Source organism: Catellatospora sp. NPDC049111 (genome assembly GCF_040648615.1).
GTDB classification, from domain to species: domain Bacteria; phylum Actinomycetota; class Actinomycetes; order Mycobacteriales; family Micromonosporaceae; genus Catellatospora; species Catellatospora aurea.
Map to the genome: position 1 here is coordinate 13,544 of NZ_JBEZEB010000042.1, position 15,315 is coordinate 28,858.

Below are 15,315 nucleotides of genomic sequence, written 5' to 3' on the forward strand. Positions count from 1 at the left end.
CACGGCGGACGCGGCGCGCGGTCAGTGCGCGTAGACCTCGAACTCGGAGATCTGCGCCGCCGGCCACCCGGTGTTGGCCGTGAACGTCAGCGTCAACTCCCGGGCCGTGACGGCCGGGAAGGTGATCGTGACGACGTTGCCGGTCTCCGGGGCGAACAGGTGCTCGGCCGCGTCAACCAGCGGTGCGCCGTCGGCCGAGACGGCGATGGTCTGCCACCGGCCGCCCCAGTTGGCGGGCAGTTTCAGCACGATCCGGCTGACCGACACCTGGTGGCCGAGGTCCAGCGTGACGGTCTGCGGGAAGGCCCCGTTGAGGCTCTCGAAGTACGTCGACTGGTCGCCGTCGACCAGGTTCGGCGGCGCGATCCACCAGCCGGCCTGCGAGCTGGACGTGATGTCGCGGCCCAGGGCGAGATTGCCGTCGGGGTCGAACCCGATGCCCTTCAGTCCCACCACGTACGGACCGGCGGGTGAGGTGCTGTGGATGGTCAGCAGCCCCGCGTAGTTGCCCGAGGCCGCGGGCGCGAAGCGCACCTGCAGTGTGCAGGTCGCGCCGACCGCGATCACGGCGCAGCCGCTGTCGACGGCGTACCCGCGCGGCGGCACGACAGCGTCGACCGTGATCGGCAGCGGGCCCGGGTTGGTGATCGCGACGGGCCGCACGGCCTCGGTGCCGATCGGCTGGAAGCCGTACTCGACCCCGGTGGCCTGGGCGATCTCCAGCTGCCCGGCAGGGGCGAAGCCGCAGCGGACGCCGTTCCAGCCGAGGTTGCCCGCGCCGCGGGTCACCGTGAAGCCGGTGGCGCAGTCGTGCACACCGGTGCCGCCCAGTCCGAACGCGACCACCTTCGCGAACGAGGCCGCGCCCGGCGACTGCAACTGCAGGGCGACGGTGCCCGCCCCGGCGACGGTCACCCGCTCCACCGACACGTTCGTGATCGACTTGCCGAAGAACTGCAGCCCGGCGTACGAGCTGTCCAGCAGCGTGGTGTCGCGGACCCGGACGGCCCCGGTCATCGGGGCGTCGGCGGCCCAGAACCAGAGCGCGGCGATCTGCGTCGGCTCGTTGGGCACCAGGCTGCCGGTGCGCGCCAGCAGGTTGCCGCTGATCGTGGTGGTGCCGGCGAGCGGGCTCGCGCCGAAGCGGTTGCCGACGTGCACGCCGCCGCCCTGGGTGACGGTGTCGGCGGCGACGTTGTCGCTGACCGTGTTGTCGCGGCCGCCGTACACCGCGAAGCCGTTGGCCAGCAGCGGCGCCGAGACCGTGTTGCGGGTGAAGGTGTTGCCCGTGTCGGCGTTCGCGGCCGACCACATCGCCATGCCGTCGTCGCCGGTGTTGCGCACGAACAGGTTGGTCACGGTGCTGTGGCTGACCCCGTTGTGCAGGTTGAGGCCGTCGGCCCAGACGTTCTTGACGCGGCCGCCGTCGACCGTCAGGCCCTCGGCCGGGCCGTCGAACCACATGCCCACCTTGACGTGCTCGACCCATACGTTGCGGATCGTCGAGTCGCTCAGCGAGCCGCCGAAGCCGCTGTCGATGGTGGCGTCGTCACGCACCACGGTCTCACCGAAGACGGCGAAGTCGGACAGGTGCACCGCCGTGCTCGGGTTCGGCGCGGCGTTGCCGAACACGCCGACGCCCGCGCCGCGCAGCACGGTGCGCCACGGGCCCGCGCCGCGTACCGTCACCCGGTCCACCTGGAGGTGACGGGTCACGGCGTAGTCGCCCGGCGGGATCCACAGGCCCCGCCGCTGTTCGCGGGCGGCGTCGATCGCCGTCTGCAGCGCCTGACCGGAGTCGGCCGCGCCGCTCGGGTCGGCCCCGAAATCCAGCGCGTTCAGGTAGCCCGCGGGCGCGGCCGGGGCGGGGGCGACGACCTCGAAGTCGGCCAGGTCGACCACGGCGGCCGCGATGGCCTTGAACCGCACCCGGGCCCCTGCGGGCAGCGTGCGGCCGAACATGGTGCGCGCGTCGTCGAAGTAGTGGTGCTGACCCCGGTCGGCTGGGTCGTCGGTGTACGGGAAGTTGCCGTACACGTGCGCGTACTTCGAGGTCAACGCCAGTTTCCCGGCCGGCTTGCCGTCGGCGGTCACGGTCAGCGCCGCCGTCGTGCCGTCGGGCACGGAGTAGCGCACGTCGACCGCGTTGGCGGGCTTGGCAAGGGTGAACTCGACCCACTCCCCCGCGTCGAGGGCGACCGCACGGCGGCCGGACGCCTCCGCGGCGAGCTGAGTGAACGCGCGGGTCGCGGCGAGCACGCGGCCGTCGGTGCGGGCGTGCTCGGCTTCGTACTCGGTGAACGGGACGGCCGCGCCGCGCGCGCCGTGGAGGACGGGCAGCGGCAGGGCGGTGCCGGGCAGGGTGGGGACGGTCGGGACGGCCGGACCGGCGAGCGCCGCCGTCGCGTTCGTGGCGGCCAGGACGCCGGCCGCGGCGAGCGTCGTCGCGGCCAGCAGGGCGGTGCGGAGCTTCATCAATGGCTCCTATCGGGATGATCTGCGCGGATGTGGGCGCACTGAAGGGTTCGGGGGCATGGGAGTCGCGGCCGGCACGCGGAGCGGGCGGTGTTCGGCGGCTGTTTCGGACACGTCGCGAGCGTGTCCGAAGACGTCAGCAGATTAGGGCCGCCACCGCCACCACGTCCAGAGGTCAACGCAAAATTCAAACAAAGGTCCAGCGCGCTCCGGCGGGGCCACCTTGGTGGGCATAGCTCCCCTTATCCCTGATCAGACAATGTATTTGACGCTTGCTCGAAGCATGGCAGGCTGAACGGCGATGCCGAATCGGGCACCGTGACGGCCCGATGACAGCAGCGTTTACGCAATTAACCCGAAGAGTTGTGCAATTCTTTGCACTTCTCGGCCGGTCCACACTGGATCTTCAAGAGGCGGATGATGGCGCAATGACCGAGACGGTGCGCGCAGACGACGAGACGCCGCTGTGGACCCGCCGCACAGGCAGCGGCCCCCCGCTGGTGCTGTGCCACGGCGGGCCCGGACTCTGGGACTACTTCGACGCCCCGGCCGAGCTGCTCGACGAGGAGTTCACGGTCGTGCGGTGGGATCAGCGCGGCTGCGGCCGGTCGCCCTCTCCAGGCCCGTACACGATCGAGCAGAGCGTCGCCGACCTGCACGCCGTCGTCCGCAGCACCGGACCCGCACCGGTCGCCGTGCTCGGCCACTCCTGGGGCGGGCTGCTGGCGCTGCGCTACGCCCTGACCCACCCCGACCACCTCAGCCACCTGGTGTACGTGTCGGGCGTCGGCGTGGACCCGAATGCCACCTGGAAGCCCGACTTCGTGACCAACCTGCGCGCCCGGCTCGGCCCCCGCCTGCCCCGCTTCGACGAGCTGGACGGCCGCGAGCGCACCCCCGCGCAGGAGCGGGAGCTCGCGGTGCTGCAGTGGTCCGCCGACTTCGCCGACCCTGCGACGGCACACGAGCAGGCCGAACGCTTCGCGACCCCGTTCCTCGGGATCAACCGCGACTGCCACGCCGCGCTGGGCCGGCAGACCGGCGAATACGTGGACTCGGGCGCGGCGCTCGCCGCGATCGCGGACATCGGCACGCCCACGCTGATCATCGACGGCATCCGGGACATCCGTCCCCGCCGCAGCGTGGACTCCCTGGCCCGGTCCCTGCGCAACGCCCGCCGTATCAGCCTCGACGCCGGCCACCTGCCCTGGGTCGAACAGCCGGCGGCCTTCACGGCCGCGGTGCGAGACTTCCTCCGCGCCGACCGGGCAGCCCATGACGGCACTGGCGAGCGATCGGCGGAAAGGACCTGATAACAGACCTGAGCAGGCGTGCGGCTCAGTAACGTGGACGGCGTGACAGGCGACGGGATCACCCGACGCGGGCTGCTCACCGGGGCGGGGGCCGCACTGGTCGCCACGGGGCTCGGCGGCTGCGCCAAGCGACCGGGCGCGACGACGCCTGCGGCCGCGGTCACCACGCCCGCCCCCGCGACCAGTCCCGCCCTGGACGAGGCCGCGCTACGCAAGAAGATCGCCCGGATGATGATCGTGGGTTTCCGCGGCGCCCAGGTCGGCCCCGGCGACTGGATCATGAAGGACATCGCCGACCGCGGGCTGGGCGGCGTCATCCTGTTCGACCGGGACCAACTGACCGGCGAGAGCCGCAACATCAACTCCCCGCCGCAGGTCACCGCGCTGATCAAGACGCTGACCGGGGCGGCCCCGCACGGGCTGATCGTCTCCATCGACCAGGAGGGCGGCAAGATCGCTCGGCTCGGTCCGCAGAACGGCTTCCCCGCCACGAAGTCGCAGGCCGAGATCGGCGCGCTCAACTCGCCTCCGGCCACCCGGGCCTGGGCCGGGGGCATGGCGCAGACCCTGGTGCAGATCGGCGTGAACTTCAACTTCGCCCCCGTCGCCGACCTCGCGGTGAACCCGGACAACCCGGCGATCGCCCTGCTCGGCCGCAGCTTCTCGGCGAATCCCGACGTCGTGGTGTCCTGCGCGACCGACACCATCGACACCTACCGCAAGGCGAACGTGCGCACCTCGATCAAGCACTTCCCCGGGCTGGGCAGCGCCACCGGCAACACCGACTTCGAGGCCGTCGACGTGACCGACACCTGGACCCGGGCCGAGATCGTCCCGTTCCAGCGCCTGATCCAGTCCGGCACGGCCGACACCGTGATGGTCACCCACTTCCTGAACCGCAAGCTCGACCCCGATCGGCCGGTGTCGCTGTCCCATGCCGTCGTCACCGACCTGCTCCGCGGGCAGCTGGGCTGGGACGGCGTGGTGGTCACCGACGACATGCAGGCCGTCGCGATCACCAGCCGGTACGCCCGGGACGAGGCGACCACGTACGCCCTGGAGGCCGGGGTGGATCAGCTCGTCTTCTGCAACCAGGCGGTCTACGACCCGGCGATCGTCACCGAGACCGTCGAGCACGTGCTCGGGCTGGTCCGCGCCGGCAAGATCCCCGCGGCGCAGATCGACCGGTCCGTGGCCCGCATCGACGCCCTGTGGCCACCACGCTGAGCTGCCGGAATGATGTCGCGGGCGGCCAGGGACTCGCCGTGGGCAAGGACGCCGTCCGTGGCTGCCCCCGGCTGCTCCGCTGCCTGAACCGGACATCCGGCCAACCGGCATGCCGCGCCCGCGCCGCTGCATAGGGTGGTTGCTGTGCCGAGGAGAGCCGTACCGGCTGTCGTGCTCGCCGCCCTGATGGTCCTGTCGGGGGTGGCCGCGTGCGGCACGCTGACCGCGCGGCCGGCACGTGCACCGTCACCCGACGTCGCCACCGGCCTGACCGCCCGGCTGGACGCGGCCGTGCGGCAGACGATGGGCGAACTCGGCGTGCCCGGTGCGATCGTGGCCGTCGCCGTGCCCGGCGTGATCGACCACACCAGGGCGTACGGGGTCGGCGACAAGGCCACCGGCGCCCCGATGAGCGTCGACGACCACATGCGCGTCGGCAGCGTCACCAAGACCTTCACCGGCACCGCCGTGCTGCAGCTCGTCGAGCGGGGGCGCATCGCGCTGACCGACCCGATCGCCAAGTACGTCGCGGGCGTGCCCGCCGGTGACGACATCACGCTGCGCATGCTCGGCGACATGCACAGCGGGCTCGACTCGTTCGAGCAGGACCCGGAGTTCGCCACCAAGGTCCTGGACGAGCTGCCGAAAGGCCCCGACGCAGGTGCGGTCACCCCGCGGGAGCTGGTCGACATGACCGCCCGCCATCCGCTGAACTTCGCGCCCGGCAGCCGCTTCCAGTACTCGAACGTCAATCTCGTGCTGCTCGGCATGGTGGTCGAGAAGGCCGGCGGGCAGCCGCTCGCCGAGTACTTCCAGCAGCACATCTTCGACCCGCTGCGGCTGTCCCGGACCAGCTACCCGTCCTCGGGGGAACTGCCCTCCCCCTACGCGCACGGTTACACCCTCGGCCCGGGCGGCAAGGAGACCGACGCCTCGCTGTGGAACCCGGCGTGGGCGGGAGCCGCCGGGGCGATGGTGTCCACCGTCGCCGATCTGAAGACCTGGGCACTGGCGCTGGCCAAGGGCACCCTGCTCACTCCGCAGCTGCAGCGGGTGCGGCTGGAACAGGTGGACCGGACCGGCATGGGGGCGCTGTACCGGTTCGCCGTCTTCGAGGTCGCCGGCTGGTGGGGGCACAACGGCAGCATCCCCGGCTACAGCACGGTGGTGGTGGCCATCCCGGAGCGCAACGCCACCCTGGTGGTGCTGGCGAACACCGACATCCCCGCCCAACACGCCGCGGGCCGGATCGCCGAGGTGGTCACCCGGCTCGTCACGCCCGACAACGTGTACGACCTGGCCGCCCCGGCGCCGCAGACCACGCCGACCCCGGGGCGGTGACCGAAGCTCGGAACCTGCGGCGCGCGGCGGTTCCGGACGCAGAACGTCCGCAATGGGTTCTAGGGTGCCACGAGACACTCCCCCGACCGACGAGGAGCTTCCCATGGCCGAAGTGCTGCTGTTCCACCACGCACAAGGGCTGACCGAGGGCCTGCGGGCCTTCGCCGACCGGCTGCGCCAGGCCGGGCACACCGTGCACACGCCGGACTCGTACGACGGCAACGCCTTCGCGACGCTGGACGAAGGGCTGGCCTACGCCCGCGAGACCGGGTTCGGCGAGGTCATGGAGCGGGGGGTACGGGCCGCCGACGGGCTGCCCGCCGAACTGGTCTACCTCGGCTTCTCGCTCGGCGTGATGCCCGCGCAGCGGCTGGCGCAGACCCGGCCCGGCGCTCGCGGTGCGGTGCTGCTGGAGTCCTGCGTGCCGCCGTCGGAGTTCGGCGGAACCTGGCCCGCGGCGGTACCCGTGCAGATCCACGGCATGGACGCGGACCCGTTCTTCGCCGGCGAGGGCGACATCGACGCGGCCCGCGAGCTGGTCAAGGAGGCCGCCGACGGAGAGCTGTTCGTCTACCCGGGTGACCGGCACCTGTTCACCGACAGCTCGCTGCCGACGTACGACACCGAGGCCGCCACGCTCGTCACCGACCGGATCCTCGCTTTCCTGGCCCGCTGACGCGGTCACCACCCGGCGCCGCCGGGCCGCCTGCCGTGGGTCGTCCGGCGAGCGGCCCGGCGGCGCCGTCGTGTCAGGTCGCGTGTCAGGCACGTGTAAGGGGGGTGACAGGCCTGCTCCCGATAGTTGCCGCATGACGAAATCTGCGATCACGGTCTCCGGACTGCGAAAGGCGTACAAGGACAAGGTCGTGCTCGACGGCATCGACTTCGAGGTCGCCGCGGGCACGGTGTTCTCCCTGCTCGGCCCGAACGGGGCCGGCAAGACCACCACGGTCAACGTGCTGACCACGCTGATGCGGGCCGACGGCGGCACGGTCCGCGTCGCCGGCCACGACATCGCCACCGAGGCCAAGGCGGTGCGCGCCGCGATCGGCGTCACCGGCCAGTTCGCCGCCGTGGACGAACTGCTCACCGGGCAGGAGAACCTGCGGCTGATGGTCGACCTCAGCGGGGTGCGTGACGGCGAACGCGTCGTCGCCGAGCTGCTGGAGCGGTTCGAGCTGACGGAGTCGGCGGACAAGCCCGCCTCGACCTACTCCGGGGGTATGCGCCGCAAGCTCGACCTGGCGATGACCCTGGTCGGCAACCCGAGCATCATCTTCCTCGACGAGCCGACCACCGGCCTGGACCCGCGCAGCCGGCACACGATGTGGTCGATCATCCGCGGCCTGGTCGCCGACGGCGTCACCGTCTTCCTCACCACGCAGTACCTGGAGGAGGCCGACCAGCTCGCCGACCGCGTCGCGGTGCTCGACCAGGGCCGCCTGGTCGCCCAGGGCACGCCCGACGAGCTCAAGCGCCAGATCCCCGGCACCCACATCCGCCTGCGGTTCACCACCGCCACCGAACTCGACGCCGCCGCGCGGGCCTTCCCCGACGCCACCCGCGACGACGAGGCCCTGGCCCTGCGCGTGCCCGGCGACGGCGGCACGAAATCGCTGCGGGCCGTGCTGGACCGGCTCGACGAGCACTCCCTCAGCGCCGAGGAGTGCTCGGTGCACACCCCCGATCTCGATGACGTATTCCTCGCCCTGACGGGCCACACCGCGGAGGTCGCGAAATGAGCGCCAAGTCCCACTCGCTGGTCATGCTGCGCCGCAACGCCAAGCACATCGCCCGGAACCCCACCTCGGTGTTCAACGCGGTCATCATGCCGATCGTGATCATGTTGATGTTCGTGTACATGTTCGGCGACGCCTTCAACGTCGGGGTCGACTACATCGACTACGCGACACCAGGCCTGATCCTGCTGGCCGTCTGCTACGGGCTGGGCGGCACCGCGACGTCGGTGAACTCGGACATGACCAAGGGCATCATCAACCGGTTCAAGGTCATGGACGTGTCCCGCGGCGCGGTGCTGACCGGCCACGTCGTGGCCAGCGTGCTGACCAACCTGATCGCCATCGCGGCCCTGGTCGGGGTGGCCTTCCTACTGGGCTTCAGCCCGGCCGCGAGCCCGCTCGACTGGCTCGGCGCGATCGGTGTGATCGTGCTGCTGGCCGTCTCCGCCGGCTGGATCACGGTCGCCCTGGGACTGTCGGCGAAGTCGGCGGAGACCGCGGGCATGGCCGCCGTGCCGCTGGTCATGCTGCCGTTCTTCAGCAGCGCGATCGTCCCTGCCGAGAAGATGGGCCCCGGCCTGCGGCAGTTCGCCGAATACCAGCCCTTCACCCCGATCATCGAGACCCTGCGCGGGTTCCTCGCCGGGGCGCCGTCGGCCGGCGACGTGATCCCCGCTCTCGCCTGGTGCGTCGGCATCGCCGTCGTCGGCTACCTCTGGGCGCGGTCCACGTTCACCAAGCGCGCCTGACTCATACGCCTGCGTTCCCGCTCACCAGAGACCACCACGACCGCCACGGCGCTCGACGCCGCCTGATCCGACACCATGGCGTGCCACGGGATCCGCACCGGATCCCGTGGCACGCCATTTCGGTGCTGCTATCTCATGGGCGCGGGTCCTGCTGGATCTTGAGGGCGTTGAGGATCGGGTCCCACTCGCCCTTGTCGCGGCGAAGCTCGATCTTCAGATCGCCGCCCGCGTGCTCGACGATGACCATGTTCAGGTCCGCGGTCAGCGCACCCGCCTTGGCCTGCACGTCGTGGTCGTAGAGCACGACCTTGCCGTCGATCAGGACATCGAAGGCGCGGCTGCCGGCCTTGACCTTCTCGATCTCCGCGAAGTCCAGGGAGATCCGGTACTTCCCGGCGGGGGCGTTCTTGAACACGTAGCTGAACGTGTCGCCGGTCCGCTGGGTGCGGAACAGCGCGTCGTCCTGGGTGCCGGCGATGCCGGCCTTGGTGACCTGCACCTTGCCGCCGACGTAGCCCCACGGCCGCGAGCCGAGCCCCTGGTCGGGTGCCCAGACGAAGCCGTCGGCGCCGACGTACCCGAATCCGCCGACGTCGACGCCCTTCCAGTAGGCCGAGGTCGCCAGGCGTACCGGCTTGAACTGGGTCTCGCCCTTGCCTGCGTTCGACGCCACGAGCAGGTCGCCGACGAGCACGCCGGGCGCGACGCCGGTGTTGTCGGCCGTCACCGTGACCGTCGTGGACTGGCCGACCGCGAGCTTGACCGGGCCGGTCGCGGCCGCGCCGGTGAGGGTCAGCCACGGAAGGTCGGCGGCCTCGTGCCCGCCGTCGCCGGTGCGCTTCTGCTCGCTGATCTGCACATCGAGCGGGGCCGAGCCCTTGTTGGTCACTGTCACGTCGGCCGTCGCCTTCTGCTTCGGGCCGACGAGCCAGTCGAGGTCACCGCCGGTGACGGTGGCGACGCCGGTGGTCAACGCCGTGTTGAACACCTCCGCCTGATCCTTCTTCGCGATGGTCACGGAGCGGCCGGCGGTGACGTAGTTCGGCGCCGAGACCGCCACCGTGTTCTCGCCGACCAGTGCCTGGGCCTTCCAGCGGCCCAGCTCGTCGGCCGTGATGACCCGTTCCCCGCTCGGTCCGCCGAGCGTGACGATCGCGCCCGCGAGCGGCTTGCCGTCGTTCGCGTCGGTGACCGTGCCCTCGATCGTGCCCGCGGCCGGGATGGCGTACTCCAGTCCCAGGCCGGCCTTCAGGACGGGCTGGTCGAAGGAGTACTGGGCCGCGGGGTTGCGGTTCAGGCTCTCCACGCCGACCGTCGCCGACGACCCGTGGGTGAGCGGGTTGTCGCCGCCGACGCCGTCGCCGTACCCGATCTGGATCCGGCCGTCCGCGATCAGGGTGACCGAGAAGCTCACGCGAGCCGTCTGGTCACTGTAGAAGGTGACGTTGCGCCACTCGACGACCTGCGCCGCCTGCCCGTCCACCTCGGTCGTGCCGAAGTAGATCCCCGCCTCGTCGTCGACGAGGAGGTCGTCCCAGAACGGGTAGACCGCGTCGATCGGGTCCGGCGACGGCAGTGCCGTGTTGTACCCCGACGTGCCGACCCGGTCGAAGGTCAGCGTGCCGTTCGTCGTCACGCACACGCCGTCCCAGGCCGTGTCGTAGAACGGGGCCAGGAAACCGGAGCCGAACCACAGCACGCCGCAGGAGTCGTCGCCGTGCCAGCCGGACTCCTCCGTGCCCTGGCGGTAGAGCCCGTCGGTCACCTTCATCGTGTACGAGCGACCGGCCGGGGCCACCGGCACGGGACCCGGATCCGGCTGCTCGGGCTGGGGCTCCGGCTCCGCCGCGTCCCTGCGCGGGTCGAGCGTCACCCGCAGCGCGGCGATGGTCGGCGCCTTCAGGCCCCTCGCACCCCGCAGCTCCACGGTCAGCGCACCGCCCTCGTGCTGCACGACGGCGGTGCGCCAGTCGGCGGTGTACTGCCCCACGGCCGCGGCCGGGTCGTACGAGTACACCGCCAGCTTCCCGTCCACGACGACGTCGAACACCCGCTTGCCCCGGGCCGCGTGATCGATCTCGGCGAACCCGAGATCGATCACGTAGGTGCCCTGGGGCGCGTTGGGGAAGCGGTAGAACAGCCGCTGGTCCGCCGTGGTGCGCTGGGACTGGAACAGGGCGTCGTCCCTCGTGCCCGCGATCGGAGACTTCGTGGAGGTGACCTTCGTCCGGCCCTCGTAGCCCCACGCCGTCTTGCCGGCGGCCTGGTCGCCGAACCAGGTGTAGCCGGATCCGTCGGTGACCTTCGGGCCACCGGCGTTGACGCCGACCTGGTACTTCGTGGTCGTCAGCGTCACCGGGACGTAGGTCTTGGACTGGCGGCCGGAGTCGGACCGCACCACGATGTTCGCACCGAGGACTCCGGGCTTGGCGCCCTTCGCGGAGATCGAGACCTGGACGGTCGCCGACTTGCCCGGGGCGAGGGTGCCGCCGGTCGAGGAGAGCGACAGCCACGGCAGGTCGGTGATCAGGTCGTCCTCGACGTCGACCAGCACGACGTCGTCGGTGAGCTGGTCCGCCGCCCACAGCGCACCGGTCGAGTCGGTTTCGAGGCCGCCGCCCTGGCCCGGCTTCTGGCCGGGGAACCACCACGCGTTCACCAGCGAGCAGTCGTCGGGGTCGACCTGCAGCAGGCGGCTGAACCGGTTCCAGGTGATGTCGGTGTACCAGATGGTGTCCGACGCCTGGTTGTAGGCCAGGCCCATCACCTCGGGCAGCGGCGGGGCGCAGAAGGACAGCAGCGCACCCGCGTTGTCGTGCGACGTCCCGGCGACGGTGCCGATCATGCCGTTGCGCCGGCCGCCGACGTAGAACACGTCCTCGGCGGGGTTGTAGGCGAGTCCGGTCAGCTGCAGCGTCGACCAGTCACCCTTGATCTGCCGGGTCTCCTTGCCCGTCTTGCGGTCGAAGCAGTGGATGAAGCTGGCCGGGCTGTCCTCCATCTGGCACATGTCGCCGGTCCTGGTGTCGAGCGCCATGTCGAACGCCCGGTAATCCGGGTTCCACGACGCGTCGAAGACCTTCCCGGTCGGCTTGCCCGCCACCGTGAAGGCGGTGTTGGTCCGCGCTTCGTAGTCGTGGACCCAGACGTCGCCGTCGTACCCGATGCCGGTGGTCACCTTGTCCCTGCCGGGAACGGCGATCCGGGTGATGACGTCGCCGCCGGAGGTCGTGCCGACCTTGGCCGCCGCCTGCGCTTCCGCCGCGCTCACCGTCGCCGGCTTGCCGTCGACGTTCGACGGCTTCATGCCGCTCGCCCCGGCCTTCCAGGCGGTGAGGTCGATCGCGCCGGTCGCGCCCTTGCCGGTGCGCGTGGTGGCACCGGCGGCGTCGAGCTCGGGGTGGCGCGCGGCCTCGCCCAGGCTGTACGTGAGCGGGGCGGAACCGTTGTTGGTCAGCGTCAGCTCGCCCATGCCGTTCTGGCCGACGCCCAGCAGCGCTTCGAGGCCGTCGGCCTTCAGACCGGCGACGCCCGTGGTCAGCCTTGCGTCGACCTTGGCGCTCGCGTAGAGCTTGTCGAGGGAGAACGGGTACGCCGCGGTCGTGTAGTTCGGCGCGTCGACCGTCATGGTGTAGTCGCCGACCGGAAGCTGGCGATGTACGAGGCCGGTCCCGTTGGTCGTGACCGTCTCGACGAGCCCGTCCTTGTCCGTGAACGAGACCTTGGCCCCGGCCACCGGCAGCCCGTCGTTCTTGTCGACGACGGTCGCGTCGAGGTACCCGAAGTCAGGCAGGTCGTAGGTGACGATCATGCCGTCGCGCAGCACCGGGGCGTTGTCGGAGAACCGGATGCCGTCGACGCCCGCCCAGCCCTGGATGCCGGTGACGCCGTTCGCGCCGCCGGTCACCGGGTCGTCGGTCCCGATGCCGTCGCCGTAGCCGAGGATCACCGTGCCGGAGCGGGTGAGCGTGGCCGAGAAGCTGACCGGCTCCGTGTACTCCGACCGGATGGGGTACGCCCAGAGCTTGGTGTTGCGGTACTCGATGACGAACGCGTCCTCACCGTTGACCTTGGTGGCCGCCGTGAAGACTCCGCCGCCGGGGGCGAACTCGACCGGGGACTGGATGTAGAACGGGAAGACGCCCGCACCGCCGGTGCCGGGTCCGGGTCCGCTGTCGGGGTCCGGGGAGATCACGCCGCGCAGGCCGACCCCGAGGGTGTCGTGGCTGCCGTTGTAGAGCGCGATCGGGAACGGCAGTTTCACCGTCGCCCAGACTCCGCCGTCGAACGCGACCGGGTCGGTGCCGCGCAGGTACTCGCCGTCGGAGACGGCGCAGCTGTAGCCGCCCTCATCGACGACGAGCCCGACGGGGATCTCCCGCGACTCGTTCTGCGCGCCGACGGTCAGCGGGACCGTCGTCGGCGAGTAGCAGGCGTTGGGCTTGACGCCCAGCTGGTACTCGCCCTCGGGGACGGCGCTGATCGTGAACGCGCCGGAGGCGTCCGTGCGTACCGCCTTCAGCGGCGTGTCCTTGACGGCGACGTCGGCGTTCGGGACGGGCTGCTTCTTGTCGTCGACGACCCGGCCGCTGACGTCGTGCCGCGCGGCGGCCGTGAGCGGCAGCGTGACGGAGGTGTCCTGGCCGAGGGTGATCGTGACGTCGGCGGTCGCGGTCAGGTAGCCGAAGACCTTGGTGCTGAGCCGGTAGTCGCCGACCGGCAGGTTCGTCGTGAACCGGCCGTCGGAGTCGGTGCCGATCGACCGGCTGAACGGGCCGCTGATCGTCACCTCGGCGGCGGGGACCGGAGCACCGTTCGCGGTGACGACACCGGTGAGGGTGCCGCCCTTGCGAGGCGCGAGCTCCAGCAGGCGGACGAGGTCGAGCCGGCCTTCGCCGTACTTGTTGTTGACCTCGGCGGTGCCGCCGCACTCGGTGTCGTCGACGTCGACGGCCGACGCGCCGAGCAGGCGGCGGGTCTGGTCGACCTGCCCGATCAGGGTCGGGTCGTAGCTCCACAGCGCCGCGACGGCGCCGGCGACGTGGGGCGCCGCCATCGAGGTGCCGGACATCTCGGTGTAGCTGTTGTTCGGGTAGGTCGAGTAGACACCCTCGCCCGGGGCGGAGATCTCGGGCTTGATCCGGCCGCCATCGCCCTCGCCCTTGCGGGAGAACAACGCCAGCGTGCCGTCCGGCTTGGTGGCGCCGACGGAGTAGGCGCTCTCGGCGGCACCGGGAGTGGAGACGGTGTCGCAGGCCGCGTACGGCGAGGTGTTGCCCGACGACCAGACGCTGAAGATGCCCGCGGCGGTCCAGGCCTCGTCGACGGCCTGGAAGAAGTCGTGGAAGTCGTGCTCGACGTTCTGACCCCACGAGTTGTTGATGACGTGCGGGCGCTTGGACGGGTCGGGGCTGTTCCCGTTGACGTCGGTCGGGGCCAGCAGCCACCAGCCGGACCGGAGCAGCGACTCGACGCCGGAGCTGTCGCAGCAGCCGTTCGTCGCGATCCACCGCGCGTCCGGCGCGACGCCGACGTGATCGGCTCCGTCGGCGCCGACCATGGTGCCCATGGTGTGCGTGCCGTGTCCGTTGTCGTCACATGGTGCGCCGGTGCAGGTGCCCCGGGTGGCCATCCAGTTGTAGTTGTGGTCGACGGTGCCGTCGGGCTTCGTGCCCCGGTACTGGTGCATCAGCGCGGGGTGGTCGAATTGGACGCCCGAGTCGATGTTGGACACGGTGATGCCCGCACCGGTGCCGCCCATGGCCCATGCCTGGGGAGCGTGGATGGCGTCCAGACCCCACGTGGAGGTGCCTGCCTCGGCGGCCTTCGCAACGGCGGGGCGGGCAGCCCGGTCGGCCGGGCTCTCCTTCTCCACGGGTTCGACCAGCGCGACCTGCGGCGTCGCGTGGATCTCGGCGACCTGCGCCTTCGCGGCCACGTCGAGGGCGAGCTTCTCGCTGCCTCCCTTGACCAGCACGGCGTTGGCGATCGGGTAGGAGGTGTACTTGACGCCCGCCCGGTCGAGTTCGGTGGAGACGGATGCCAGGGAGTTCTTCGCCGCTGCGGTCAGCGCGTCGTAGACGAACCGACCGCGAGCGGTCCAGTCGGTGATCTTCTTCGCCGGGCCGAGGTCGGCGTCGGTGTCGAAGGTGATCCAGAAGTCGGAAGCCGGCTCCGTGCGGAAGCGGTCCGTCAGGCTCGAATCAATCTTGTTGGTGGGGCCTGGATCCGGCACGGCGGCGAACGCCGGTGCTGCCTGGATCATGCTCAGGCCCATCGCCGCGGCCAGCGAAGCCGCGAGGGCTTTGAATTTCACGTGCATCCTTCGGCCTACAGGGGTTGGTAGGGGTCGTGGTTCCGGTGGTCGCCGGCACCGTCGGCGTCGCGGGCGCAGGGGTCACCGACGCACGGCTGACGGGGCGGCTCGGGTGATGGCGGATGCTCGACGGCGGCGTCGTCACGCGCGACAGG

8 protein-coding genes are annotated in these 15,315 nt (G+C 71.0%); 6 read left to right on the plus strand and 2 right to left on the minus strand.

From position 1 onward, the window contains the following. Positions 1-21 precede the first annotated feature (21 nt). Positions 22-2,475 (minus strand): glycosyl hydrolase family 28-related protein, encoded by a 2,454-nt coding sequence (locus AB0B66_RS35430; RefSeq protein ID WP_360538309.1) that lies wholly within the window; start codon positions 2,473-2,475, stop codon positions 22-24. Positions 2,476-2,903: 428 nt separating this feature from the next. Between AB0B66_RS35430 and AB0B66_RS35435 the strand changes: the two genes are divergently transcribed. The 6 genes from AB0B66_RS35435 (at position 2,904) to AB0B66_RS35460 (ending at position 8,844) form a co-directional block, all read left to right on the plus strand. Next, positions 2,904-3,788: an alpha/beta hydrolase gene (locus tag AB0B66_RS35435; RefSeq protein WP_360538311.1), complete on the plus strand. Its 885-nt coding sequence runs from the start codon at positions 2,904-2,906 to the stop codon at positions 3,786-3,788. A gap of 42 nt (positions 3,789-3,830) precedes the next feature. Further along, positions 3,831-5,015, plus strand: coding sequence for a glycoside hydrolase family 3 N-terminal domain-containing protein (locus tag AB0B66_RS35440; RefSeq protein WP_360538313.1), 1,185 nt, complete (start codon positions 3,831-3,833; stop codon positions 5,013-5,015). A 144-nt stretch (positions 5,016-5,159) separates the two neighbouring features. Beyond that, positions 5,160-6,356: a serine hydrolase domain-containing protein gene (locus AB0B66_RS35445; RefSeq protein WP_360538315.1), complete on the plus strand. Its 1,197-nt coding sequence runs from the start codon at positions 5,160-5,162 to the stop codon at positions 6,354-6,356. 103 nt (positions 6,357-6,459) lie between these two features. After that, on the plus strand, positions 6,460-7,032 hold the full coding sequence (locus AB0B66_RS35450; RefSeq protein WP_360538317.1) for a dienelactone hydrolase family protein: 573 nt from the start codon (positions 6,460-6,462) through the stop codon (positions 7,030-7,032). 133 nt (positions 7,033-7,165) lie between these two features. Next, positions 7,166-8,098: an ATP-binding cassette domain-containing protein gene (locus AB0B66_RS35455; RefSeq protein WP_360538319.1), complete on the plus strand. Its 933-nt coding sequence runs from the start codon at positions 7,166-7,168 to the stop codon at positions 8,096-8,098. Beyond that, a complete protein-coding gene (locus AB0B66_RS35460; protein ID WP_360538321.1) occupies positions 8,095-8,844 on the plus strand; it encodes an ABC transporter permease in 750 nt (249 codons plus the stop codon). The genes AB0B66_RS35455 and AB0B66_RS35460 overlap by 4 nt, the downstream gene beginning before the upstream one ends. Positions 8,845-8,977: 133 nt before the next feature. Here AB0B66_RS35460 and AB0B66_RS35465 read toward each other — a convergent pair whose 3' ends face one another. Further along, entirely contained in the window at positions 8,978-15,160 is a 6,183-nt protein-coding gene (locus AB0B66_RS35465) for a S8 family serine peptidase (protein WP_360538323.1), read from the minus strand. Positions 15,161-15,315: the final 155 nt, after the last annotated feature.